This window comes from Pseudomonas sp. CF161 (assembly GCF_000416215.1).
Classification (GTDB): domain Bacteria; phylum Pseudomonadota; class Gammaproteobacteria; order Pseudomonadales; family Pseudomonadaceae; genus Aquipseudomonas.
In genome coordinates, this window is record NZ_ATLP01000117.1 from 113,147 (window position 1) to 138,469 (window position 25,323).

General features: G+C 62.9%; 23 protein-coding genes. 13 read left to right on the top strand and 10 right to left on the bottom strand.

The features are described 5' to 3' along the window. Positions 1 to 185: 185 nt before the first annotated feature. A complete protein-coding gene (locus tag CF161_RS27995) occupies positions 186 to 845 on the top strand; it encodes a pentapeptide repeat-containing protein (protein ID WP_020300001.1) in 660 nt (219 codons plus the stop codon). 780 nt (positions 846 to 1,625) lie between these two features. Here CF161_RS27995 and CF161_RS28000 read toward each other — a convergent pair. From CF161_RS28000 to CF161_RS33495, 3 genes are read right to left on the bottom strand one after another with little or no spacing between them, the layout of a single operon-like run. After that, positions 1,626 to 2,264: a response regulator transcription factor gene (locus CF161_RS28000; RefSeq protein ID WP_020300002.1), complete on the bottom strand. Its 639-nt coding sequence runs from the start codon at positions 2,262 to 2,264 to the stop codon at positions 1,626 to 1,628. Then, on the bottom strand, positions 2,264 to 3,523 hold the full coding sequence (locus CF161_RS28005; protein ID WP_020300003.1) for a histidine kinase: 1,260 nt from the start codon (positions 3,521 to 3,523) through the stop codon (positions 2,264 to 2,266). Before CF161_RS28005 ends, CF161_RS28000 begins: the two co-directional genes overlap by 1 nt. 2 nt (positions 3,524 to 3,525) lie before the next feature. Continuing rightward, positions 3,526 to 3,648, bottom strand: a complete 123-nt coding sequence (locus CF161_RS33495) for a hypothetical protein (RefSeq protein ID WP_020300004.1) — start codon at positions 3,646 to 3,648, stop codon at positions 3,526 to 3,528. 182 nt (positions 3,649 to 3,830) lie between these two features. Here CF161_RS33495 and CF161_RS28010 point away from each other — a divergent pair, with 182 nt between their 5' ends. From CF161_RS28010 to CF161_RS28035, 6 genes are all read left to right on the top strand, one after another. Next, positions 3,831 to 5,015, top strand: coding sequence for an ABC transporter substrate-binding protein (locus CF161_RS28010; RefSeq protein WP_020300005.1), 1,185 nt, complete (start codon positions 3,831 to 3,833; stop codon positions 5,013 to 5,015). 30 nt (positions 5,016 to 5,045) lie between these two features. Beyond that, positions 5,046 to 6,005, top strand: coding sequence for a YVTN family beta-propeller repeat protein (locus CF161_RS28015; protein ID WP_020300006.1), 960 nt, complete (start codon positions 5,046 to 5,048; stop codon positions 6,003 to 6,005). Beyond that, positions 6,002 to 6,745: an ABC transporter ATP-binding protein gene (locus CF161_RS28020; RefSeq protein ID WP_020300007.1), complete on the top strand. Its 744-nt coding sequence runs from the start codon at positions 6,002 to 6,004 to the stop codon at positions 6,743 to 6,745. Before CF161_RS28015 ends, CF161_RS28020 begins: the two co-directional genes overlap by 4 nt. Then, positions 6,742 to 7,533, top strand: coding sequence for an ABC transporter permease (locus CF161_RS28025; RefSeq protein ID WP_020300008.1), 792 nt, complete (start codon positions 6,742 to 6,744; stop codon positions 7,531 to 7,533). The genes CF161_RS28020 and CF161_RS28025 overlap by 4 nt, the downstream gene beginning before the upstream one ends. Positions 7,534 to 7,660: 127 nt before the next feature. Next, complete coding sequence (locus CF161_RS28030; RefSeq protein WP_020300009.1) at positions 7,661 to 8,218, top strand: PQQ-dependent catabolism-associated CXXCW motif protein; 558 nt, start codon at positions 7,661 to 7,663, stop codon at positions 8,216 to 8,218. 57 nt (positions 8,219 to 8,275) lie between these two features. Next, positions 8,276 to 8,941: a response regulator transcription factor gene (locus CF161_RS28035; protein ID WP_020300010.1), complete on the top strand. Its 666-nt coding sequence runs from the start codon at positions 8,276 to 8,278 to the stop codon at positions 8,939 to 8,941. A gap of 151 nt (positions 8,942 to 9,092) precedes the next feature. Here CF161_RS28035 and nahK read toward each other — a convergent pair whose 3' ends face one another. The 4 genes from nahK to CF161_RS28055 all read right to left on the bottom strand — a co-directional run bounded on the left by nahK (position 9,093) and on the right by CF161_RS28055 (position 15,418). Further along, positions 9,093 to 11,729 carry a hybrid sensor histidine kinase/response regulator NahK/ErcS' gene (nahK, locus tag CF161_RS28040; protein WP_177326813.1) on the bottom strand — a complete coding sequence of 879 codons (2,637 nt, stop codon included), beginning with the start codon at positions 11,727 to 11,729 and terminating at the stop codon, positions 9,093 to 9,095. Further along, positions 11,659 to 12,822 carry a nitric oxide-sensing protein NosP gene (gene nosP, locus CF161_RS28045; protein ID WP_020300012.1) on the bottom strand — a complete coding sequence of 388 codons (1,164 nt, stop codon included), beginning with the start codon at positions 12,820 to 12,822 and terminating at the stop codon, positions 11,659 to 11,661. Before nosP ends, nahK begins: the two co-directional genes overlap by 71 nt. 175 nt (positions 12,823 to 12,997) lie before the next feature. Further along, positions 12,998 to 14,182 carry a porin gene (locus tag CF161_RS28050; RefSeq protein WP_020300013.1) on the bottom strand — a complete coding sequence of 395 codons (1,185 nt, stop codon included), beginning with the start codon at positions 14,180 to 14,182 and terminating at the stop codon, positions 12,998 to 13,000. A gap of 204 nt (positions 14,183 to 14,386) precedes the next feature. After that, complete coding sequence (locus CF161_RS28055; protein WP_020300014.1) at positions 14,387 to 15,418, bottom strand: Ldh family oxidoreductase; 1,032 nt, start codon at positions 15,416 to 15,418, stop codon at positions 14,387 to 14,389. A gap of 133 nt (positions 15,419 to 15,551) precedes the next feature. Between CF161_RS28055 and CF161_RS28060 the strand changes: the two genes are divergently transcribed. The 6 genes from CF161_RS28060 to CF161_RS28085 all read left to right on the top strand — a co-directional run bounded on the left by CF161_RS28060 (position 15,552) and on the right by CF161_RS28085 (position 20,828). After that, positions 15,552 to 16,427, top strand: coding sequence for a MurR/RpiR family transcriptional regulator (locus CF161_RS28060; protein ID WP_020300015.1), 876 nt, complete (start codon positions 15,552 to 15,554; stop codon positions 16,425 to 16,427). 12 nt (positions 16,428 to 16,439) lie between these two features. Then, the gene (locus CF161_RS28065) at positions 16,440 to 17,195 is read left to right on the top strand and encodes a transporter substrate-binding domain-containing protein (protein WP_020300016.1); all 756 of its coding nucleotides are present in this window, start codon (positions 16,440 to 16,442) and stop codon (positions 17,193 to 17,195) included. 108 nt (positions 17,196 to 17,303) lie between these two features. Further along, entirely contained in the window at positions 17,304 to 18,023 is a 720-nt protein-coding gene (locus CF161_RS28070) for an ABC transporter permease (protein ID WP_020300017.1), read from the top strand. After that, positions 18,020 to 18,730 carry an ABC transporter permease gene (locus tag CF161_RS28075; RefSeq protein ID WP_020300018.1) on the top strand — a complete coding sequence of 237 codons (711 nt, stop codon included), beginning with the start codon at positions 18,020 to 18,022 and terminating at the stop codon, positions 18,728 to 18,730. Before CF161_RS28070 ends, CF161_RS28075 begins: the two co-directional genes overlap by 4 nt. A gap of 50 nt (positions 18,731 to 18,780) precedes the next feature. Then, positions 18,781 to 20,022, top strand: a complete 1,242-nt coding sequence (locus CF161_RS28080) for an FAD-binding oxidoreductase (protein ID WP_020300019.1) — start codon at positions 18,781 to 18,783, stop codon at positions 20,020 to 20,022. A gap of 17 nt (positions 20,023 to 20,039) precedes the next feature. After that, on the top strand, positions 20,040 to 20,828 hold the full coding sequence (locus tag CF161_RS28085) for an amino acid ABC transporter ATP-binding protein (protein WP_043230593.1): 789 nt from the start codon (positions 20,040 to 20,042) through the stop codon (positions 20,826 to 20,828). 885 nt (positions 20,829 to 21,713) lie between these two features. Here the strand turns inward: CF161_RS28085 and CF161_RS28090 are convergent. The 3 genes from CF161_RS28090 to CF161_RS28100 form a co-directional block, all read right to left on the bottom strand. Next, positions 21,714 to 22,661 (bottom strand): AEC family transporter, encoded by a 948-nt coding sequence (locus CF161_RS28090; protein WP_020300021.1) that lies wholly within the window; start codon positions 22,659 to 22,661, stop codon positions 21,714 to 21,716. Then, entirely contained in the window at positions 22,654 to 23,901 is a 1,248-nt protein-coding gene (locus tag CF161_RS28095) for a pyruvate carboxyltransferase (protein WP_043230596.1), read from the bottom strand. Before CF161_RS28095 ends, CF161_RS28090 begins: the two co-directional genes overlap by 8 nt. Before the next feature lie 589 nt (positions 23,902 to 24,490). Then, positions 24,491 to 25,045 carry a hypothetical protein gene (locus CF161_RS28100; RefSeq protein ID WP_020300024.1) on the bottom strand — a complete coding sequence of 185 codons (555 nt, stop codon included), beginning with the start codon at positions 25,043 to 25,045 and terminating at the stop codon, positions 24,491 to 24,493. Positions 25,046 to 25,323: the final 278 nt, after the last annotated feature.

Consider the following 25,323-nt stretch of genomic DNA (forward strand, 5'->3'; position numbering starts at 1 on the left):
CGACCTGTGGCGAGGGCGCTTGCCCCCTCTGGGTCGCGCTGCGGCCTCGAAACCCGCCCACACGCTAGCTCAGGCATAGCGCGTGGGCCGGGTGCCCCCCGGCTACGCCCCGGGGCGCCGGCCAGTCGAGCGGCAGCCAGCGCCCTCACCACACCCGCCTTCACTCCAGCCTGGAGAACCGCACCATGAACTATCTGCCACTGGCCCTGCTGCTGACCCTCTCCCCTGCCTTCGCGGTGAATGTCGACGACGACGGCAACGATGTCCCCCTGACCGTCAACGGTTGCCTGATCGACGAATCCAGCCAGTGCCCTGGCGCCAACTTGCGCGGGGCCAACCTGGCCAACCAGGACCTGCGCAAGATGAACCTGGCCGGCGCCGACCTGCGCGATGCCGACCTGCGCCATGCCCAGCTGGACCTGGCCAACCTGGAAAAAGCCCAGCTGCAAGGCGCCAACCTGACCCGCGCCAGCTTGCAGCAGAGCAACCTGCGCCTGGCGGATTTTACGGGTGCCAAGCTGATGTCGATTCAGGGCTGGGGGATGTTTGCCCAGGGGGCGCAGTTTCAGAACGCCAATTTGAGCGGTGCGTATCTGCAATTTGCCAGGTTGTCCGGGGCCAAGTTGCACCAGGCCAATCTGCAGGCTGCCGACCTGGAAATGACCTGGTTGAGCAAGGCGGATTTGCAGGGGGCGGATTTGAGGGATGCCAATTTGCAGGAGGCCAAGTTTGGCGAGAGCAATCTGGAGGGGGCGAATTTGAGTGGGTCAAGGCAGCATTATGCGAATTTTCAGGATGCGAATATGGAGGGGTGTGGGGGGTGTCCGGGGAGTTGGGGTAAGTAGGGGGGCTTGGGATTGGGGGTAGATCCGTTGCTGCGGGTGTGGCGACTATGGGTTCCGCTCTTACAGCGGCTCACTTTTGAAAAGCGCAAAAGTAAGCAAAACGCTCTTGCCCCACCACTCGGTGCCTCGCTTCGGCTCGGCATGCCCGAACGAAGGCATTGATCCGTGGGCCGCCGCGATGGGCCATCCTTGGCCCAGCGCGGCTAACCCGGCGTCCTGCCGGGTTGCCTACGGCTCACTGCCTGCGTTCGGCCAGCGTGGTTTAACGGGGCGCTCAGATCAAAATTTGGCCGGCCTGGAGCGACACCTCCCTCGACCATCTGCCGCTGCCGCAGGCTCGGGGCGCGTTCGGACGCTGGCCCTCACAGGCACACAATAAATCCGGATAAAAACATGGCGCCCACACCGGCCAACGCAGCCTCGTACCTCAGCAGCGGCTACAGGACTTGCGTGCCTTGCTTTGGCTTTGGCTTTGGCTTTTGATCTGCTTTTGATCTTGATCCACCCGCCCCTTCGGCAGGCCGAGTGGAGGTGTTCATCAGGGGATTGGCGCGTAGCGCCCCTCGACGCAGTCGAGGACGTCGCTGGAAGCGATGCCCCCTGAGGGACGCCGGAACGAGGGAACCCGAGCGCAGCGAGGGCCGTACGCTCGGGGCGAGACCTTTTGGTTCCTTTTGGCTGGGCCGGCATTCCGGGCGTTTGACAAAAGGGACTCGCCGTAAGGGCGAAACCCTAAGTAGCCGTTACCGCAGCAACGGATCCGCCTCCCCCCCCAAAAAATCACCCAGCCACCCTCACCACCCCCATATCAATCCCCAAATGCACCAACTCCGCATGAGAACTAACCTGCAATTTGCTCTTGAGCATGGTCAGGTAGTTGGACACCGTTTTCGCACTGATACACAGCTGCTGCGCAATCAACCGCGCCGGTGTGCCCTTAGCCAACATCACAAAAATCTCCAGTTCGCGCTGGGTCATGCTTTGCAGGCGCGGGTCGCTGGCGTTCTGCTGGGGGGTGCAGGCCAGTTGCGTGGCCAGGGGTTGTTCGATGTAGGCGTGCCCCGCGAGGATTCTGCGCACCGCCTCGATCAACACCTCAGGTGCTGAGTTTTTCGTCAGGTAGCCTGAGGCCCCTGCATCAAGCGCCTGGCGCACCAGCGGCAGCTCGTCATGCATGCTGAAGAACAGCACCCGCAGCTGCGGCAAACGCTGGCGCAGGCGCCGAGTGGTTTCCAGGCCGCTGATGCCGGGCAGGCCGAAATCCATGATCACCAGGTTCGGCACCTCTTCCTGGACTCGAACCAGGGCTTCCTCGCCCGTGGCCGCTTCGCGGACCTGGATCGCCGGCAACAAGGCCCGCAGCAGGCTGGCATAGCCCTGGCGGACCACCGCGTGGTCATCGACCAGCAAAATATTCATCACGCCTCCAAGGGAATGCTCAAGGCCAGCGCCCAACCGGCGCCGGGCTGACTGTTGATGCGCAGCTCGCCACCCAGGCTGCGGGCGCGTTCGAACATCGAATGCAGGCCCACCCCTGGCTGCTGCGGCTGCCGGGCGCCACGGCCGTTGTCGCGGATCGACAGGCGCAGGCGCCCGGCGCGGTGTTGCAGGCGCACCCGTACTTGGCTCGCCCCGGCGTGGCGGGCGACGTTGGTCAGGGCTTCCTGGAGCAGCCGGTACAGATGGGTCTTGCTCGGCATCGACAGCGGCGGCAGGTATTGATCCACCCGCAGTTGGCAATCGATGCCCTGGCTGCCCCGCCAATGCTCCACCAACAGGCCCAGGGCCTGGTCCAGCGGCAGGTGTTGCAGCACCACCGGATACAGGTCGTGCACCAGGGCGCGAAAGCCCTGTTGCAGGTGTTCGCAGTTGGATTCCAGCGCTTGCACCGTCTGCGCCAGCAGCGCCGGCTGGTCGGTCACCACCCGCAGCAGGCAGGCCTGGGCGCGAATCCCCGCCAGGTATTGCCCGAGGTCATCGTGCAGGGTCTGGGCCAGGTGGGTGCGCTCCTGTTCCTGCACCGCCAGCAGGGCCTGGGTCAGGTGCGTGTTATCGGCCCGGGCCTGTTCCAGGGCCTCGACCATGTGGTTGAAGTGGCCGGCCAGCTGCCGCGCCTCGGGCAGGCCCTCGGCCCGCAGGCGCACCGCCAGTTGCCCGCCCGACACTTGCCGCAAGGCGCGCAGCAGGTCATCCAGCAGGCCCATGCCGCGGCGCACCGCCCAGCGGATGGTCAGCAGGCTGAGCAACAGCGCCAGGCCACACAGGCTCAGCAGTTGCTGCAATGAATCCCAGACTTCATCGATCTCATCGCTGGGGTCGACGCCGATCAGCACCCGGCGCCCATCGCTCAAGTCCAGCACCTTATGGCTGCGGCGGCTGCCGTCGAACAGTTGGCGACCGAGCCAGCCATCCAGCCCCTGTTCAGGCGCCAGTTCCAGGGACTCGCCCGGCGCCAGCCAGTGCACCCGCACATGGCGCAGGCTGCGGGTCAGGCGCGGTTGCAGGCTGGCCGGATCGCGCTCGGCGGTTTCCCCCAGGTACTGCACCACCGCCTCGGCCGATTGCAGCTCGCGCTCCACATCCGCCACCGCCTGGTGCAGCAGCAGCGCCATGCAGGCCAACGTGACCAGGGCGAAAAACGCCGTCACCCAGAGGTTGATTCGCCACAGTGCCGACATCCCTAACGCCCCGGCACTGCAGGCGCGACCAGGGTCTGCAAGGGTCGCGCCGGGTGCAGTTTGTCGACGCCGATCAGGCTCAGGATCAGTAACAGCGGCAACAGCAACGCTTTGAGAATCCGCATGTTCGGTGCTCTCCAAGGTGGCGATGCAAGGAAGGTGGCGCGCCAGGTGACCGTTGCCCTCATGCTAAAACCGCGCCGGAGCCAGCGGGGTACTACCTTGGTACTGGCCGAGCGGTACTTTCTGCATATTTCCCCGCCCGCCAGGGCTTCCTATGCTGACGCCTCCCCTAGCGGAGTGCCCCATGCGCCAGCTCGTCAGTTACGCCTTGATCTACTTGCTGGCGATTGCCAGCGCCGCGTTGCTGGCGACCCAAAGCCAGGCCGACGAGGGCACCCTGAGCGTGCGCATCGGCTACCTGGGCTATCGCCCCGACCCCGGCCCGCTGCTGTCCAACGTCATCCCCGAGCCCAAGGACGCCGGTGAGCGCGGCGCGCAATTGGCGATTGAGGACAGCAACAGCACCGGGCGTTTTCTCAAGCACGACTACCAACTGCGCAGCGCCAGCGTCGACAGCCCCGAGGCCCTGCTGCAAGCCGCCCAGGCCCAGCACGCCGAAGGCCTGCGGCTGTTCGTGGTCAATGCGCCGGCGGCCAGCCTGCGCCAGCTCAGCGCCGCCCTGCCCGACAGCCTGCTGTTCAACGCCGGCAGCGCCGATGACAGCCTGCGCAGCACCGCCTGCCTGGGTAACGTGCTGCACAGCCTGCCGAGCCGGGCCATGCTGGCCGACGCACTGGTGCAATTCATGGCCGTGCGCAAATGGCAGCGCGCGCTGCTGATCGTCGGCCAGACCCCGGACGACGAGGCCTATGCTGCCGCCCTGCGCCGCGCCAGCAAGCGTTTCGGGGTAAAGATCGTCGCCGAAAAACCCTGGAGCTTCGACAACGACCAGCGCCGCAGCGCCCAGGCCGACATGCCGCTGTTCACCCAGACCGCCGAATACGACGTGGTGCTGGTGGCCGACGAACGCGGTGATTTCGGCGAGTACGTGCCGTACCAGACCTGGTACCCGCGGCCGGTGGCCGGGACCCAGGGCCTGACGCCCACCGGCTGGCACAAGACGGTGGAAACCTACGGCGCCGCGCAATTGCAGAAACGCTTCGAGGCCCTGGCCGGGCGCTGGATGAACGACCGGGACTTCGCCGCCTGGATCGCCGTGCGCAGCATCGCCAGCGCCGTCAGCAAATTGCGCCAGGCCGACCCCGTGGCCATCCAGCAACTGGAGCTGTCCGAGCAGTTGCCCCTGGACGGCTTCAAGGGCCGCAAGCTCAGCTATCGCCCGTGGAACGGCCAGCTGCGCCAACCGATCCCCATCGTCCAACCCCGGGCACTGGTCAGCACCTCGCCCCAGGACGGCTTCCTGCACCCCTTCAATGAAATGGACAGCCTGGGCTACGACAAGCCCGAGGTGACCTGCCGCTACCCCTGATCCCATAAACACAACAACAAGGAATCCGCCATGCGCCGCACCCTGCTCTCATGCGCCCTGCTGCTCGCTGCCGGAAACGCCGCGGCCGCCACCGCCTGGGTCTCCAACGAGAAAGACAACAGCCTGAGCCTGATCGACATGCAGACCCTGCAAGTCACCGAGACCCTGCCCGTGGGCCAGCGCCCGCGCGGGTTGCTGCTGTCCCACGACAATAAGCTGCTGTACATCTGCGCCAGTGACTCGGACCGGGTCCAGGTGATGGACGTGGCCACGCGCAAGATCATCAAGGAACTGCCGTCCGGCAAGGACCCCGAGCAGTTCGCCCTGCACCCCAACAACCGCTGGCTGTATGTGTCCAACGAGGACGATGCGCTGGTGACGGTGATCGATACCGAGACCTCCAAGGTCATCGGCCAGATCAATGTCGGGGTCGAGCCCGAAGGCATGGCGGTCAGCCCCGACGGCAAGTGGGCGGTCAACACCAGTGAAACCACCAACATGCTGCACTGGATCGACACCAGCACCCAGACCCTGGCCGACAGCACCCTGGTGGATCAGCGCCCGCGCTTTGTCGAGTTCAACCAGGACGGTTCGCAGCTCTGGGCCTCGGCGGAAATCGGCGGCACGGTGACCATTCTCGACGTCGCCACACGCAAGATCCTCAAGACCCTGAACTTCCAGATCAAGGGCGTGCACCCCGACAAAGTGCAGCCGGTGGGGATCAAGCTCAGTGCCGACGGCCAGTACGCTTTCGTCGCCCTGGGCCCGGCCAACCATGTGGCGGTGATCGACGCCAAGACCTTCGAGATCCTCGACTACCTGCTGGTGGGCCGGCGCGTCTGGCAGTTGGCATTTACCCCGGACCAGCGCCAACTGCTGGCCACCAACGGCGTCAGCGGCGACGTCTCGGTGATCGATGTGCAAAGCCGCAAGGTGCTGAAATCGATCAAGGTCGGGCGTTATCCGTGGGGCGTGGTGGTCACCCCATGAATGCCCTGGAGGTCAGCCAGCTGAGCTTTGCCTACGGCCCGCGCGAAGCCCTGAAACAGGTCAGCTTCAGCCTCGAGCCCGGGCGTTTTGCCGCGCTGCTGGGGCCCAATGGCGCCGGCAAGTCGACCCTGATTGCCTTGCTCACCCGGCTGTATGACGTGCAGCAGGGCGAGATCCGGGTCGGCGGTCATTCCCTGCGCGAGGCGCCGCGCCCGGCCTTGCGCCAATTGGGTGTGGTGTTCCAGCAAAGCACCCTGGACCTGGACCTGAGCATTGAGCAGAACCTGCGTTACCACGCGGCGTTGCACGGTTTGTCACGGCGCCAGAGCAGTGCCCGAATCGAGGCTGAGCTGGCGCGCCAGGGCCTCGCCGAGCGCCGCCGGGAGCGGGTCCGCGAACTCAATGGCGGGCACCGGCGGCGAGTGGAAATCGCCCGCGCGCTGTTGCATGAACCGCGCCTGTTACTGCTCGACGAGGCCAGCGCCGGCCTCGACCCGGCCAGCCGCCTGGCCCTCAACCAGCACATCCGCAACCTGTGCCGCGAGCAGCAGTTAAGCGTGCTCTGGACCACCCACCTGCTGGACGAAGTGCAGGCCAGCGACGACCTGCTGATCCTGCATCAGGGCCGGCTGGTGGCCAGCGGACAGGCTGCGGCATTGAGCCGGGAACACGGCGGCGACCTCGATTCGGCCTTCGCCCGCCTCACCGCCCCATCCCCTTCTGGAGTCGCAGGCCGATGAACGCCTACTGGCAATGTTTCAGCGGTATCGTGCTGCGCGAATGGCTGCGTTTCGTGTTGCAGCGCACGCGTTTTCTCAGTGCCCTGGTGCGCCCGCTCCTGTGGTTGCTGGTGTTTGCCGCCGGCTTTCGCGCGGCACTGGGCATCGCCATCATCGAGCCCTACGACACCTACATCCCCTATGAGGTCTACATCATCCCCGGGCTGGCCTGCATGATTTTGCTGTTCAACGGCATGCAGGGCTCGCTGTCGATGGTCTACGACCGGGAAATGGGCAGCATGCGGGTGCTGCTCACCAGCCCCCTGCCCCGGGCCTTCCTGCTGGCCAGCAAGCTGTTGGCCACCTCGCTGATTTCGTTGCTGCAGGTCTATGCCTTCCTGGCCATCGCCTGGCTGTACGGCGTGCAGCCGCCGGCCATGGGCCTGCTGATGGCCTTGCCGGCGCTGCTGCTGGTGGCCCTGATGCTGAGCGCCCTGGGGTTGCTGCTGTCGAATGCGATTCGCCAGCTGGAGAATTTTGCCGGGGTGATGAATTTCGTGATCTTCCCGCTGTTCTTCCTGTCGTCGGCGCTGTACCCGCTGTGGAAGATGCTCGAAGCCAGCCCATGGCTGTACTGGCTGTGCGCCCTCAACCCCTTCAGCCATGGGGTGGAACTGGTGCGCTTTGCCCTGTACCAGCGCTTCAACCCGTTGGCCCTGGCGGTGTGCCTGGGCCTGACCCTGGTGTTCTCGCTGCTGGCGGTGCTGACCTTCAACCCGCAGCACGCGGCGCTGCGCAAGCAGGGCTGAGGGCGCCGCCGGGCGCTGTCGAGGGCCGAAAACAGTACTTTCGTAGCGGTTTTACTGTCTATCGTCGCATTCACAAAGCTCCATCCGTGGCATGTAATGGGCCTATAACAAGAAGGATAAAAGCCCTATGCCACGTGCCCTGCGTTGTCTGTTACGCCCCTGCCTGGCACTTGCCTGGCTGAGCCTGCTGGCCGGCCCGGCGCACGCCGAAACCCCGCTGTTTTCCGCCGAGGGTTATCGCACCAGCCTGTACCGCAGCCCGACGCCGAACCAGCTGGACGGCGCACAGATCATCGACACCCCGGCCCTGCAACAGCTGCTGCAACAAACCCCGCGCCCGGTGCTGGTGGATGTCTATCGCCGGCAATGGCTGCAAGGCCGCTTCATCGAGGACGAACCCCACGCCAACCTGCCCGGCAGCCTGTGGCTGGCCAATACCGGCGACGGCGAACTCGGCGCGCCCTGGCAGGCCTACTTCGCCCGCCACCTGCAACAGGCCAGCGCCGGCCGCCTGGAACAACCGCTGGTCTTTTATTGCCGATCCGATTGCTGGTTGAGCTGGAACGCGGTAAAACGCGCCGCAGCATTGGGCTATAAAACCCTGTATTGGTACCGCGACGGCCTCGACGCCTGGCAAGCCGCCAACCTGCCCGTGTCGCCAGCCCAGCCCGAACCCTTTCCCTGAGCCATTACCCGCGTGCTCCAGCCCCACCACAATCAAAAAATAACGAGGTGAAAGGCCATGTACAAAATTCTGATTGCCGACGATCACCCCCTGTTTCGTGAAGCGATCCACAACGTTATCAGCGACGGTTTCCCCGGCAGCGAAGTCATGGAAACCGCCGACCTGGACAGCGCCCTGGCCCTGACCCAGCAGCACGACGACCTGGACCTGATCCTGCTCGACCTGAACATGCCGGGCATGCACGGCCTCAACGGCCTGATCAACCTGCGCAACGAAGCGCCGACCATCCCGGTGGTGATCGTCTCGGCCGAGCAGGACAAGCAGATCGTGCTCCAGGCCATCACCTATGGCGCGGTGGGGTTTATCACCAAGTCGTCGCCACGCTCGCAGATGACCGAAGCCATCGAGCAGATCCTCAACGGCAACGTGTACCTGCCGCCGGACATCATCCGCACCCAGAAGAGCAGCTCCGGGCGGCGCATGAACGAAAACCCCAGCTTCCCGCCGGAACTGCTCCAGGCCCTGACCCGCAAGCAACTGCTGGTGCTCGAACGCATGACCAAGGGCGAATCGAACAAACAGATCGCCTACACCCTGGACATCGCCGAAACCACGGTCAAAGCCCACGTCTCGGCCATCCTGCGCAAACTCAACGTCCACAACCGCGTGCAGGCCATCCTCAGCGCCGGCGACATCGACTTCGGCGCCTATCTGCGCCGTTGAGCCGAGAGCCCGTCGCGTCTGCAACCCGAAACCGGCAGCCGCGACCTCCTGTAGCCGCTGCCGATAGGCTCGGGCCGCGTTCGGACGCTGGCCCTCAATAACACCCACCCCCAATTGACCTGCGTGCCTCGGCGTCTGGGAGGCACAGCGGCTACGGGTTGGGCCCCAGAAGGTGGCTCATGGCGGTTTTGAGTTTCATCGGGCGCACGGGTTTGTGCATAAGGGTGTGGCCCAGTTCGCGGATTTGCTGTTTGAGTTCATTGCTGTAGTTGGCAGTGATCATCAGCGCCGGGATCGGCGACGCGCGGCGGGCGTTGATCCGGGCCACGGCGTCGACGCCGTTCTGGTCGTTGTCCAAGTGGTAGTCGGCGATCAGCAGGTCGGCTTCGGCGTGGTAGTTGTCGACCTGGCGCGCCAGGTCCTGCTCGGACAAAGCGGTCACCACCCGGCAACCCCAGCCTTCGAGCAGGGTGCGCATGCCGGCGCAGATCGCCGCGTCGTTATCCAGCACCCACACCCGCGCACCCCGCAGGCGTTCGAGCATCGGTTCGCTCATGTTCAGGCTGGGCAGGGCCTTGGGCGCGGTGGCGCTGAGGGGCACTTCGACGGCGAACATCGAACCCCGGCCCGGCCACGAGCGCACGCGTATCCGGTGGCCGAGGATGCCGGCGATTTTCTCCACGATCGCCAGCCCCAGGCCCAGCCCGCGGTCCTGGTCCGGGCGCTGCACATCGCCGCGCTTGAACTCCTGGAAGATTTCCTCGAGGCGGTTTTCGGCGATGCCCATGCCGCTGTCCCACACCTCGATCGACAGCCGCTGGCGCTGACGCCGGCAGCCGAGCACCACGCGCCCGCTGCCGGTGTAGCGAATGGCATTGCTCAGCAGGTTGCGCAGGATCCGCGCCAGCAACTGGATGTCGCTGCGCACCAGCGCCGAACAGCCGACAAAATGCAGCTCCAGGCCTTCGCTGCGCGCCACCTGGGCGTATTCCACCGCCAGGTTGTCCAGCAGCTCGCTGAGGGCGAACGGCGCGATATCGGCCTTGATCACCCCGGCATCGAGCTTGGAAATATCCACCAAAGTCCCCAGCAGGTTTTCCACATCCTCCAGGGAATTGCTGACATTGCGCACCAGCACCTGGCAGGCCTGGGGCTCGCGCCGCTCCAGCAGCGCGCTGGTGAACAGCCGCGCCGCGTTCAAGGGTTGCAGCAGGTCATGGCTGACCGCCGCGAGGAATTTGGTTTTCGACAGGTTGGCCTGCTCTGCCTCCAGCTTGGCTTCCCGCAGGCGCGATTCGACCCGGCTGCGCTCGTCGATTTCCCGCAGCAGCTGCTGGTTGAGGGTGGTCAATTCCGCGGTGCGTTCACGGACCCGCAGCTCCAGGTTCTGATAGGCCTGGTGCAGCGCCTCGGCGGTGCGCCGGCGTTCGGTGATGTCGCGGATCAGCACGAAAATCCCCACCACCTCGCCCGTGGCCAAGCGGTTGGGCACGTAGGAACGCAGCATGTAGCGCTCCTGGTTGTTGATGTTGGTTTCCGGAAACTCGAAGGTCACGCTCTCCCCGGCCAGGGCCCGCGCCACGTAGGACTCCAGGCGCTGGTAGTGCTGTTCGCTGTGGACCTCGCGCAGGCTCTGGCCGAGCATCACCCCGCGCGGCCAGCAGTACCATTCCTCGTAGACCTTGTTGGTGAACTCGTACACCAGGTCCGCGTTGAGGTAGGCGATCAGCGCCGGCACATGGTCGGTGATCAGGCGGATCCAGCGCTCGCTTTCGCTCAGGGCCTCGGCGTGCTGGTAGCGCTCGGTGATGTCGGTGAAGGTGTTGACGAAACCGCCGGTGGGCAGCGGATGGGTGCGGATTTCCAGCATGCGCCCGTCGTACAGGCGCTGCTCGCACTCATGGATCACCCGCCCGTTGCTGTCGCGGCTGGCGGGGGTCAGCAGGCTCAGTTCGCTGTCGGCAATGACCTCGGCGAATGGCCGGTGGGCCGCCACCGGGGCCAGGCCGCTGAGTTCCAGGAAACGCCGGTTCCACAGCTCGAGGATGCCCTCGGCGTTGACCATGGCCACGCCCTGGGACAGGTTGTCCACCGCCCGTTGCAGCAGGTGGGATTTCTGCGCCACCGCCTGCTCGCGGCGCAGGGTTTCGCTGAGCTTGACCTCGGTGATGTCGGTGAACAGGATCACCCGCCCGCCCTCCAGGGTCGGCCGCTCGCTGATCTGCAACCAGCGCCCGTCCTGCAAGCGATACAGCAGGTGTTCGTCGCCGTGGCCCCGGGGTTCTTCGCTGAACATCCCGGTGCTGGTCATCAGCCGCTTGACTTCCGCCAGGCGCATGCCGGCCATGATCCGCACCCGGCTGTTGCTCCAGAACGCCTTGAACCGGCTGTTGAACAGCACGATGCGCTGCTCGTCGTCGAACAGCACAAAGGCGTCGGAAATACTCTCAATGGCATCGATCAGGTACTGATGAGCGGTCTCGGCCCGCAGCCGCGCCTCGCTCAACAGGCGGTTGCCGGCCTTGAGCTCGGCCATGGCCTGGTTCAGCGCATCGGTGCGTTCGCGCACCTGTTCGGCCAACACCACCGAATGCTGGAACGCCGCATAAGGGTCGTTGCCCCGGGTGACCCCGGACTCGACCCGCTCGATCAGCGCAGCGTTGATCCGCCGCAGCTTGCGGTTCTCTTCTGCAAGCTGGGCGACCTGGGCTTGCAGCTCAGCGGCTGGCGGGGGTTCGGCTGCGGGCAATGGCAACCCCGGTAAAGGTCTGGTTGATATGCATGCCATTGAACTGTTCTCCGTAGGTGTTGAACCCCATCACCCGCTGCTCGCGCAAAAAGGCCCCGATCTCGTCCAGGCTGCCGCGGTCTTCGAGCTCCAGGCGCCGCAAAAAGCAGTCACAGCCGATGGTCAGCAGCAGCCCGCCCAGGCGCTGTTGCAGGCCGTCGAACAGCGCTTGCAGGTTGGGCAGCAAGGGCCCCGGGGTCATGGCCGTAAGGACGATGCCGTTTTCCACCGCGCAGTAAAAACTCAGGCTCAGGTCCGGGTGCACCTGTTGCACCGCGCGCACGTAGTAGTGCTGGTTGATGCGCACCGCCAGCGGGTGGGCGGCAAATACCCGGTGGTCGAGTTCGGCCACCGGCACCCCGATCAGCCGCGCGTATTCCTCGGCGGCCGGTTCGGCGTTGAGCTCGTAGACCCGACGCAAGCTGCTGTCGACGCCGGTGACCACCAGTTTTTCTTCCCGCGGCAGGATGTGGTGGGTGGTGAACACCTCGAAATCCAGCCAGGTATTGACCAGCACCACCACCGCCGCGCCGCTGTGAAACTCGCCGCCGAAGTAGACGTGGGTGTGGGTCAGGTAGTTGTCGTCGCCGGCCGAGCCGCCGAAATGCGGGATATCCCCCAGGGCCGCGCTCAGCGCCGCCAGGACCATTTCTTCGCGGCTGGACAAACCATCGAGCAGGGTCAGGGCAAAGCTGTTGCCCTTGATCGGCGCCAGGGTGTTGCTGCGACAGTCGCTGACCAGGCGCTCGACCATCTGCTGGGCGTCGATCAGGCTGAAGTGCTCCATCTGGTCGATCAGCTCGGTGGCGATGGAGAAGTGCCGGTGGTCGAAGCCGATCGCGGTCACGCAATTGCGCCCGTAGCCTTGGGGGGTAATCTCCCCGGCGCTGGTGCAGCCCACCAGGCGGATTCCGCCAAACCCCTGATGCAGCGCCTGGCCCAGGGCCTGCAGGTCATATTCGGCCGAACAGAAAAACAGCACGAACCCCAGGTGCGGGTGCAACAGCTGCCGCGCCAGCTCCTGGGCGACCTGCTGCACATCGGTGGCCTGGGACATCGCGCTGACGACACCCTCGCTCTGGGCTTGTTGCATCTTCGCCTCCCGCGGGTGCGCTGTATGAGGCATGAGTGTACGAAGTCACCCGTGCCCGACGAATGCTACTTGGGTAGTGGGTGGGCGCTTCAATGGGATGAGACGCCGACCGCCGGCGCCAGGCAGACGGCCCGGGCCACGCCGCGATGCGCACGGCGTGATCCGGGCCAGGGGGTTACCAGGTGAGGACCGCGCCGACGGCGAAGGTGTCGGTGTTTTCGTTCTGGGCGCTGGTGTCGTGGCCATCGATTTCGAACTGGTTGTACTCGGCCACCAGCTTGAGGTTGTCGTTGATGTCGTGGAACAGCGCGATGCCGCGGGTTTCATAGTCGGCGCCGCTGCCGACCACGCCGTTGCCGTCGTCACGGGTCTTGCCGTAGGACAGCGCCAGGCGGTTCTTGCCGAGTTTGTAGGAGCCCTGCAACAGGTAGCCGCTGCTGTCGACATTGCGCAACGTGGCTTCGCCGGCGTTGTTGGTGAAGAACGGGTTGATGCCCTTGGCCTGGAACCCCGAGCCGGTCAGGGACAAGCCGCCCATCTTGGCCTGCACCCCATAACCCAGGCCCTTGGAGGTGACGGACTTGACCGTGGAGTCGGTGTTGTCCGAGCGCTGGTAACTGCCGTTGAGCCAGCTGTAGACCTTGGCCCCGCCCAGGTCGAACTGGTAGGTGATCTCGCTCTCGGTGCGCGGGTTCTCCTGGTAGGCCTTGCCGGTCGGGCTGCTGTCGTTGGTGTCCACCGGGTCCATGATCCCCACCGCGACCCGCAGGCCGTCCATCACCGGGGTGCGATAGGTAATCTGCGAGGTCGGGAACGGGTACGGGTAGCCACTGCCGATATTGCCGAACGACACCCCGCCGCCATCCACCAGGCCCAGGCTGTCGCTGACCTGGCCGTAACCGGCGAGCAGTTCATCGAGCAGGATGTTGGAGCGGGCGAACAGCCCGAAGTCCTTGCCGATCAGCACCTCGCCCCACTCCGGGTTGGCCACGGTGCCGTAGAACTGGCGCACGTCGATGGCGGTGTCGGTGCCGTTGGTTTCGCTGTCGTTGATGGTCACCCAGAACGAGGCGCGGGCCCCGAGCTTCAAGTCGTCCACCTGCTTGCCCATGTTGAAGCCCAGGTAGTTTGGCAAAAAGCCCATCTTGACCCGGGCCTGGCGCCGGTCGTACTGATCGCCGGCACGGTCGACATCGCTGTTGACGTAGAAGGCGTTGATGTAGCCGTCGGTGGAAAAGGTGGTCTGGTCCTTGTCGTACAGCATGATCTCGGCCTCGGCGATGGCGCTCAGGCCGAGGGTCGAAAAGCCGGCGATCAGGGCCGGCAGGAAAGACTGCCGCAAGTTCTTATTGTTATGCATGGCGCGCTCCGCAAACGGGGGACGAGATGTCGGAGGCGATTATCAAAAGGACCTGCGGCCAGGCCCATGCTGCCTTGGCGCTGAATGGCGGCTGCTTTGGAGTGGCTGGCAGGGCCCGGCAAACTCGACGTAAGACCGGACCGCGACCGGGAGCAAAACTTAAGGCCTACAGACCCCGGCCCGAGAGGATGAACGACTTGCGGCTCAACCCGCCAACTGACGCAGTTTGGCCAGTTCGTCGGCGGCCAGGGGGATCCCCTGCTCGCGGGCCTGGGCGCGGCTGCGATAACGCCGGTCGCCCGGCAGGCGCTCCAGGCCCACCGCCTGCATCTGCCGCACCAGCTCGTCACTGCGGCTGGCAAAGCGCCCGCCCCCGGACTTGCTCGGGTCGATGACGATCAGCAACTGGCCGGTCCAGGGGGTTTGCGCGCCGGGGTGCCGGGACCAGTCGAATTCAAAGGAAAAGTTGCCGCCGGTCAGCGCCGCCGCCAGCAGCTCGACCATCATCGACAGCGCCGAGCCCTTGTGCCCGCCAAACGGCAACAGGGCGCCGCCCTCGAGAATCGCCTTGGGGTCGCAGGTCGGCTGGCCCTGGCGATCGACGCCCATGCCCGGCGGCAGTTGCTCGCCCTTGCGTGCGGCGATTTGCACATCGCCATGGGCGATGGCGCTGGTGGCCAGGTCGAACACAATCGGGTCGGCGCCGGCGCGCGGCGCGGCAAAGGCGATCGGGTTGGTGCCGAACAGCGGCCGCTGGGCGCCGTGGGGCACTACGCAAGTCATGCTGTTGACCACGCTCAGGGCCACCAGGCCGGCTTCGGCAAAGGGCTCGACATCGGGCCAGAGCGCGGCGAAGTGGTGGGAATTGCGAATCGCCAGCACCGCGATCCCGGCACTGCGCGCCTTCTCGATCAGGGCCTCGCGGGCCGCGGCCAGGGCCGGCTGGGCAAAACCGTTGGCCGCATCCACGGCTATAAAACCGCTGGCCACATCCTCCACCACCGGCCGCGCCTGGCCATCGACCCAGCCGCTGGCCAGGGACGCCAGGTAACCCGGGATGCGAAACACCCCATGGCTGTGGGAACCGTCGCGCTGCGCCCGGGCGCAGTTGTCGGCCAGTACCTGGGCGACCTCGGCGCTGGTGCCGTGGCGCAGGAAAATGCGCTGCAGCAACTGGGTCAATTCGGACAGCTCAAGGTGCTCGATTTCGGCATGCACGGGGGTGGCTTCGGACATCGCAGGCTCCGTTGGAGTTGTTATTGGAAGTGGCCTGACTATCGCGTCACGCCAGTTATCTGTCAAACATTGACTTAATGACAGAAAACATTCATTTTCCACTCCACGCGCTGTCCAACCACAGGAATTCGCCGTGAGCCAGCCCATCAAACAACGCCTTGAAAGCAGTCTGTCGAGCGCCACCGCTTCGGGCCGGGCCATTGCCAGCTACATGCTGGCCAACCTCTACGAGCTGCCCTTCCAGACCGCCGCCGACATTGCCGACAAGCTCGGCGTCAGCGAATCCAGCGTTGGGCGTTTCTGCCGCGCCATCGGTTACAGCCACTTCAAAGACCTGAAGAACGACCTGAAAAACGACCTCGGCGAAGGCCCGTGGCTGGTGGGCGATCGCTTGCAGGAATTTCGCCAGCAGCCGAACCAGGCGCCCCAGGGTTTGCCGCGCAGCTTCGAGCTGGAAGTCGGCGCCCTGATGAAAGTCTATGAATACAGCCTGACCCCGGCCTGGATCACCGTGGCCCAGCGCCTGGCCACCCGGCGCAAGGTGTTTGTCGCCGGGTTCCAGACCGAGCGCGGTATCGCCGCGTCCATGGTCCACCTGCTGCAGTACCTGCGCGATGACGTGCATCTGGTGGACGGCGCCGCCGGGCATTACGCCGAGGTGCTGCTGAGCCAGCCGGGGGATTGCGCCCTGGTGGTGTTCGAGGCCCGGCGCTATTCGCGCCACGCCCTGCACCTGTGCCGCAAGGCCCGCGAGGCCGGGATCGCGGTGACCCTGGTCACCGACACGTTCTGCGATTGGGCCGAGCAGAACGCCGATGAAGTATTCCGCGTGCCCACCGAGTTCAACCTGTTCTGGGAATCCACCGCAGCCATGCTGTCGCTGGTGCACCTGCTGGTGAACGAGGTGTGCAAGCAACTGGGCCCGGACGTCGAGCGCCGCCTGGAAGCCACCGCCGCCCTGCATAACGAGTTCGTGGGTTACACATCCTCTGCCAGACCAAAACAATAATCGAGGTGCCAAATGAAGAATGTCGTTCGCTTTGCCAGTGCATGTGCCATGGTCCTCGCCGGTGCTACCGGTGCCCAGGCTGAAGTGCTGAAAATCGCCACCGAAGGCGCCTACCCGCCCTTCAACTACGTCGACTCCGACAACAAGTTGCACGGCTTTGACGTCGACATCACCAACGCCCTGTGCGAACGCATGAAGGTCGAATGCACCATCGTCGCCCAGGACTGGGAAGGCATCATCCCGGCGCTGCTGGCGAAGAAGTACGACGCCGTGGTGGCCTCGATGATCGCCACCGACGAGCGCAAGAAGAAAATCGCCTTCACCAACCACTACTACCGCACCCCGCTGTCGGTCGCCGTGGCCAAGGACTCGGACATCACCGACGCCCAGACCAGTTTCAAGGGCCGCACCGTCGGCGCCCAGTCGTCCTCGACCCAGGCCATCTACGCCGAAGACCATTACGGCCCGGCCGGTGCCGACGTGAAGTTCTACCCGACCCTGGACGAAGCCAACAGCGACCTGGCCGCCGGCCGTGTCGACGGCGTGATCGCCGACAAGTTTCCGCTGCTGGCCTGGGCCGAAACCGCCGGCAAGGACTGCTGCAAGATCATCGGTGACGTGCAAGGCACCACCGCCGACGCCTCGATCGCCGTGCGCAAGGAAGACAACGCCCTGCGCGAGCGCCTGAACAAGGCCCTGGACGAAATCGTGGCCGACGGCACCTACAAGAAGATCTCCAGCCGCTACTTCGCCTTCGATATCTACTGACCGCCCCGGGCCGCGTGGCGGCCCGCCTCTTTCGAGTACCCCTGCCCTGCACTCACCCCCTGAGTGCGGCGCCGGCGTGCAGGCTCAATTTGTCCTGAGGGTTCGAGCATGTTCGAACATCTGTCACTGTTATCGTTCGCCAGCGGCGGCTGGGGTTCGGCCTTGCTGGCCGGGGCCCTGGTCACCATCGCCCTGGCCCTGAGCTGCGTGCCCATCGGCCTGCCCCTGGGGCTCGCCGTCGCCCTGGCCGCACGCTCGAAAAACCGTTGGGTGCGGGCCTGGGCCACCACCTTCTCCACCGTATTTCGCGGCCTGCCGGAGCTGTTGACCCTGCTGATCATCTACTACGGCTGCCAGATTGCGGCGCAGAAGATCCTCGGCGCCATGGGCTACCCCGGCGAAGTGGCGATCAACACCTTCGTCGCCGCGATGATCGCCTTCAGCCTGGTGTTCGCCGCGTTCTCCAGCGAAATCTGGCTGGGCGCCTTCAAAACCATCTCCAAGGGCCAGTACGAAGCCGCCTCGGCCCTGAGCCTGTCGCGCCGTACCACCTTCACCAAGGTGGTGCTGCCGCAGTTGACCCGCATCGCCCTGCCGGGCCTGTCGAACAACTGGCTGTCACTGCTCAAGGACACCTCGCTGGTCTCGACCATCTCCCTGGTGGACCTGATGCGCCAGACCAACCTGGCCGTCAGCGTGACCAAGGAACCGATGCTGTTCTACGCCGTGGCCTGCTTCGGCTATCTGTTTTTCTCGGCGTTGTCCGGGCAGCTGTTCCGCTTCCTTGAGCAGTACTTCAACCGTCATCAACGGAGCGCGCGCCCATGAGCCTGGATGAATTGCTCAACCTGTTCCTCAGCCCCGAACTGCTGGACCGCTACGGCGCGCGTTTTATCGACGGCCTGCTGGTCACCGGCAAGCTGGTGGCGATCTCCTTCAGCCTGGGCGCCGTGCTCGGCCTGCTGATCGCCCTCGCCCGCCTGTCCAACAGCCGCCTGCTGCGCAACGTCAGCGGCGCCTATGTGTACTTCTTCCGCGGCTCGCCGCTGCTGGCCCAGCTGTTCATGCTGTATTACGGCCTGGGCTCGTTCAAAGGCTTCTGGCAGGACGTGGGCCTGTGGTGGTTCTTCCGCGACGCGTGGTTCTGCACCCTGCTGGCGTTCACCCTGAACACCGCCGCCTACCAGGCCGAGATCCTGCGCGGCAGCCTGCTGGCCGTGGCCGAGGGCCAGCGCGAAGCGTGCAAGGCCTTGAGCCTGTCGCGCTGGACCAGCTTTCGCAAAGTGATCCTGCCGCAGTCGCTGCTGGTGGCCATCGGGCCCCTGGGCAACGAGCTGATCCTGATGATCAAGGCCAGCGCCATCGCCTCCCTGGTGACCATCTACGACCTGATGGGCGTGACCAAACTGGCCTTCTCCCGCAGCTTCGACTTCCAGATCTACCTCTGGGCCGCGGTGCTGTACCTGGTGATCGTTGAAGTGGTGCGGCGCAGCCTGAAACTTCTCGAAGGCCGCCTCAGCCGCCACCTCAACTGACCGAACTCCAGCGGGACGCCCTGGCGGCCCGCGTACCAAGGATTGACCCCATGCATTGCCAAACCATCGTTCTGGGCGCCGGGATCGTCGGCGTCAGCACCGCCCTGCACCTGCAAGCGCGCGGCCAGCAGGTGATCCTGCTCGACCGCCAGCCACCGGGCAACGGCACCAGCCACGGCAACGCCGGGCTGATCGAGCGCGCCAGCGTGATCCCCTACGCCTTCCCCCGGGAAGTGTCGAAGCTGCTGCGCTACGGCCTCAACCAGCAATCGGACGTGCGCTACAGCTTCAGCCACCTGCCCAAGGCCGGCCCCTGGCTGCTGCAATACTGGCGCCATTCCGCGCCCAAAGGCCTGGCCCTCGCCACCCGCGCCATGCTGCCGCTGATCGAGCGCTGCGTCAGCGAACATATGCAACTGGCCGAACCCGCCGGGATGCAGGGCCTGATCCAAGGCGAAGGCTGGATCGAAGCCTTCAACGACCCGGCCGCCTTCGCCAAGGCCCAGGCCGACGCCCTGGCCCTGGAGGAATACGGCCTGAACTACCGGGTGCTCGACCGCCAGCAGATCCACCAACTGGAAAGCGGGCTGCACCCCGACGTGGTGGGCGGCCTGCACTGGCTCGACCCCAAGACCGTCACCGACCCGGGCGGCCTGACCCGCGGCTACGCCGAACTGTTCAAGCAGCGCGGTGGCCGCTTCGTGATCGGCGATGCCCTGAGCCTGCGCCAGGTCGACGGCCAGTGGCAGGTGCAGAGCGAGGCCGGCGTGATCAGCGCCGAACAGGCGGTGGTCGCCCTGGGCCCTGAAGCGCGGGGGATTTTCGAACCCCTGGGCTACCAGATCCCCTTGGCGATCAAGCGCGGTTACCACATGCACTACGCGTCGCTGCCGGGCACTCACTTACAACACCCGCTGCTGGACCCGGTGGGCGGCTACGTGCTGGCGCCGATGGTCGGCGGCATTCGCCTGACCACCGGCATTGAGTTTGCCGACCGCGACGACCCGATCAATGAAATCCAACTGCGCCGCTGCGAAGCCCTGGCCCGCCGCTTCTACCCCTTGGGCGAACGGGTCGACGCCGAACCCTGGCTCGGCCGTCGCCCGTGCCTGCCCGACATGTGCCCGGTGATCGGCCCGGCCGCGCGCCATAAAGGCCTGTGGTTCAACTTCGGCCACGCCCACCACGGCCTGACCCTGGGCCCGGTCAGCGGCCGCCTGCTGGCGGAAATGCTCACCGGCGCCGCGCCGTTCACCGACCCTGCGCCCTACAGCGCCGACCGCTTCCACTGATCGCCGGAGACCCGACCATGCTGACCCAGACTGCCCCGTTGACCACCGCGCCGATCACCGCCACCGACACCCGCAAAGTGGTGGTGGATATCAGCGGCCTGAACAAATTCTATGGCGCGTTCCACGTGCTGCACGACATCGACCTTAAAGTGCGCGAGGGCGAACGCATCGTCCTCTGCGGCCCTTCCGGCTCGGGCAAATCGACCTTGATCCGCTGCATCAACCGCCTGGAAATCGCCGAGAAAGGCCGGATCCTCATCGACAACACCGACCTCTCCCAAGCCACCCGCGAAGCCGCCCGCGTGCGCAGCGAAGTGGGCATGGTGTTCCAGCACTTCAACCTGTTCCCGCACATGAGCGTGCTCGACAACTGCACCCTGGCGCCGATCACCGTTCGCGGCCTGTCGCGCAAAAAAGCCGAGGAACTGGCCCGGGGGTTTCTGGCCAAGGTGGGGATCGAGAACCAGGCCGACAAATACCCGAGCCAGCTGTCCGGCGGGCAGCAGCAGCGCGTGGCGATTGCCCGGGCGTTGTGCATGGAGCCGAAGATTATGTTGTTCGATGAGCCGACCTCGGCGCTGGACCCGGAGATGGTCAGTGAGGTGCTGGATGTGATGGTGAAACTGGCGGGGAGTGGCATGACCATGCTGTGTGTGACCCATGAGATGGGGTTTGCAAGGCAGGTGGCGGAGCGGGTGTTGTTTTTGGATGGGGGGCGGATTGTGGAGGATGCGCCGCCGGAGGCATTTTTTGGGGCGCCGAAGAGTGAGAGGGCCAAGGCGTTTCTTGCGCAGATTGTGCATTGATTTTTGGGGTGTAGATTTGGGATCTGCGGGTCTGGCGAGCTGACCTTTGTAAGGGGGTGGAGCTTGTTGGGGTGAGGGAGCTTGCTGTGGCGAGGGAGCTTGCTCCCGCTGGGCCGGGCTGGCGCTCCAGCGCGCAGCGGCCCCAAGACCTGACGCCTCGGGTTTATGAGTGTACATATCCATTGCTGCGGGTGTGGCGGCTATAGGTTCCGCTCTTACAGCGGCTCACTTTTGAACAGCGCAAAAGTAAGCAAAACGCTCTTGCCCCACCACTCGGTGCCTCGCCTAGGCTCGGCATGCCCGAACGAAGGCATTGATCCGTGGGCCGCCGCAATGGGCCATCCATGGCCCAGTGCGGCTAACCCGGCGTCCTGCCGGGTTGCCCACGGCTCACTGCCTGCGTTCGGCCATCGTGGTTTAATGGGGCGCCTCAGATCAAAATCAAGGGCAAGACGGCGGCCTTCCGGCCGGCCTGGTTTCAGCCCTGTAGCCGCTACAGAGGAACGAGGCTGCGCTGTCGCGCAGAGAACATGCCGATAAATCGGAAGTTAATTTATCTTTAAAATTAAGGAGATAAAATTTTTCTATAAGATCTTGCTTCCGCTGAGCCGGCTGGCGCTGCAGCGCGCATCGGCCCCAAACCTGCACCCCCGACCGTCTAGGTCTACATATCCATTGCTGCTGGTACCACGGCCATGGATTCCGCAGCACCGCTGCCAATGCAGCTCTCGTCCTTAAAGAGAAAAGAGCCGCATCTTAGCCAGCATCACGAGCACTCAATACCGCCAAATGACGACACGCGGATCTCCCCCCGCATCTGGCTGAACAGCATCGAAAACAACAGGTGGAAGTGCTCACTCAGCCTCTGACAGCCTTACAGAGCCATCAATCGAATACGACCAATAGCAAAGAGATGCTAGCAATGCCGAATACTGCCGAAAGCAGCATGCTACTGGACACTTCGCTCTCGTATGTCTTGTAGCGTGACGCCAGGATAAAGACGTTAACCGCAATGGGTAACGCCGCCATGATGACCGCAATTTTCACCAGAAAATCGCTTAACTCAAAAACGTACTTAGCTGAAATAAACACCAGCACCGGCAATACCACTACTTTCAAAATCGCTAAAGCAAGGGTATCGGCCTTCGCCAGGTTTTCACTTTTGTGCACGGCAAATGCAGCCCCTAGGGCGACCAAAGCCAGAGGCCCTGTCGCATTAGTCATTTGGGTGGCGAATATCAGCAGCGGGCTCGGCAACGAGAGTTCGGCAAAGATAAACACCACGGCCAAAGCCACAGCAAGGATCAACGGGTTAGTCATAATCGCCTTGCTCGTGGATTTCACCACACTGAGCATGCTGGGCCTGGTCTCGTCACGGCGCTGAGCGGTCATCTCCATGATGAACGCCCCACCCGCCAGAATTACCAAGTTGTCGGCCATGGTGATCATCACCGTTGGCAACGTTGCTTCATCGCCAAAGGCCATGACCATCAAGGGCAACCCCATGTACCCAACCACACCGGAAATGGACGAAAGGCCACGCAGACAAGCAACCCTGGCGCCGCCACCCCAAATCTTCCAACCACCCAGCGCGGCAATCATGAATGTGACTAAGCAGGCAGCGTAGTAAGCCCCCAACAATCGCCAATCCAGCGCGGCGTGATCACGGGTCCCAAGTGTCTTGATAAAAATAAAACAAGGAAGGAATAACCAGAAAACCACACCGACCAAGCCCTTTACCGTTTCCTTACCAATAACGCCTATACGCACGATCCAAAACCCGGCAAAAATCATGGCAAATAAAGGCAGCACCACCGTAGCGACCTTATCCATGAGTTGAACTCTCTTGTGACAGAACACGCTCTGCATACTGCGCCAACTGCTGAGGCGTATACGTGCTTTTGCGATAGAAAGCCATGACATCACTCATGACCTTCTTGTAATTAGACTCCAACCCCGACATAGACCGATTCATATCTACCTTTAGCTGGCCGACCATTTTCCATAGCACATCATCTGAAATACCAGATACATCCAGCGCTCCAGACGAGTAACTTTCAAGCGCTTGACGAATCGTATGAGGGTGCAAACCTACATAATTCACAAAATACCCCTTATCATCTTCCGTCTCGAGAAAATCAGGAATATTCAAGACACCGTAGTTGGAATCCGTTTCAAACCTGCCACTCACAGGACGATAAACATTAGGAAGCTGCAGAAAAGCCTCTTCACAAGCAATAGCCGCCTCCACTAATTTACCCAAACGAAGGTCGCCCTCACCCAAAGTGATATTATTTGAATTGCAAACTTTCACCACTTGCTCTAACGGAGCAATACCCGAGCGATTTCCGAACCCAGCCAGTGAACCTTCGACCATTTGAAAGCCTGAATTAATAGCTTGCATAGTATTCGCCACTGCCAACCCGTTATCATTGTGAGCATGCAGACAGAAAACCAATTCCGGATAATCTTTTACCAATTTTGAACACAACCATTGAGTAACGTGTGGTTGTAAAGACCCAACAGAATCATTGATCCGAATAACACTGACGCCCAGTTTGACAGCCCAATCGATCTGTCGACGGATCTCTTGATAACGAGGTTCAGAAATACCCTTCCTGAAATTATTGAGAACACTGGCCTTGAATTTAGTGGCACCGATACTTCGAAAGGCCGCTACGGCACGATCAAACTCCAGCTCACTTTGTTTGTAAGTAATCATGCCAAAGCTGAATACGGTATCAGCAATCCAGCCAACATGTTTTTCACGAGCTTTGAAATACTGAAAAGCTGTTTCCCAGCAGTTCAGCAAAACAATAAAGGTGGCCTTGGTACTCGCAGGAATTTCATTCGCCTCTCGTGCCTGATGCAAACGATCCCAGACCAATGGCTCTTCGGGACCGCACCCAACAACAAAGTCGCGCAATCCAGCGTCTATCATTTTTTTAAGAATAGATACTTTCGCATCAACGGTGATGGGAAACGCCGTTCGCTCTATGCCTTCACGCAACGTTTCATCTACGAGATAAGGAACAGAATAATCCTGATAACGCATTGCCTTTTCAATACTCATGAGCCTTCCTTATTATTATTAACAACTGCCTTTACAAACAGGCATCAGCGTAGCAGTCAAAAAACCACTGACACATAAGACAATTCCTAAAGAACCACTCCAAAAACTCTTTTATAAAAAGCCAAAATACTCACAAGTATCGGCCTTTAACTAAACTGCAAAACCACGAGCAAAAATTCACTTATATCCAGTTCACTCTTTGCACATTAAAAACCCCTCCCACTCCTCCTGTAACCACATATCACGCAGTGACCCATTAAAGAGCCGCGCCGTGTTCAAGATGAAAAAACTCAAGCTGAAGTGCCGTAACTCCAGGGCAATGCCTGCACAGCGCTATAAAGACAGAAACTGTTGAATATGACCTTTGGCCATTCCCCTTAGACAGGATTGCCCTGCTGGGCCTGGAGTGCCTACAGACGTCACTGAAAAGAGCGCCCACGTCAGGAAAAACAGGTGCTGGATACCCGTTGCTATGGAAGGGTGGGTTCTGTGGCGAGGGAGCCTCCCGCACGGCCTGATCCGCCCCTATAGCCGCTGCCGAAGGCTACGCTGGCCCCCATAAATACCGTACCTCTCCGGATGTACTCATTCACCCAAGCGCAACCCCAATAGCCCCCGCATCTGACAACTCAAACAACAGCCCCTCCACCGCCTCCCCCGGAGCCGACCCCAAATCAATCTTCACCCTGTACCCCTCCTCCGTCGCCTCCGGGTCCGACACAAAATGCACCACACCTTGCAGCCCTTCTTCGGTAGGCGAGTTCTCATCCTCCCCATCGAACCACTCAAAGAACCAGCTCCGAACCACCTGTGAAGCCACCTCCCCACTCAAACCCCGCACCTGCAACGGCAACCAGTCCCAACCAAACGGCGAAATGACCACCGCCGTCTGCCCAAGCTCAAAACGTACAGGCTCAAAGGCCAGCTCGGTTTCAGAATCGACCTGCACCAGCTGCCCAGCAGAAACGCCCTCCGCTGTAATCAAATCCACCCGACAGGGCGTGTCCATTGCACCTTCCGTGGCCAATGAGCCATCGCTGTTTCTATAAGCCGGCTCAACGTGCGACGCGCACTGCGCAGCGACACGTGAAAGCGTCTCAACATAGGGTTTACGAATAGCAGCGAACAGTTCGGAGACGGTCATAAAACGGGTTGCTTCCTTAGCGTGGGCCGTTGATGGGGCGGCCATTGACGGGAGGATGGTGGATGACTGAAAAGTCGGCGCAATAGTGCAATGGGCGGCATGGGGGCGTCCATGGAAAGCTAGACGGGGTTTTCTGGTGTAGGAAATGTTCGGAGTCTTGCGAGATGGTTATGCGTGACGGTTGAGAAACGTCGACCAGCAGCCGCTGATCAATAGCCCTCTAAGAGACGGAAGACTTAGAGCCGATAGAAGCCGTTTACAACTAGCTGCTTTCGGCC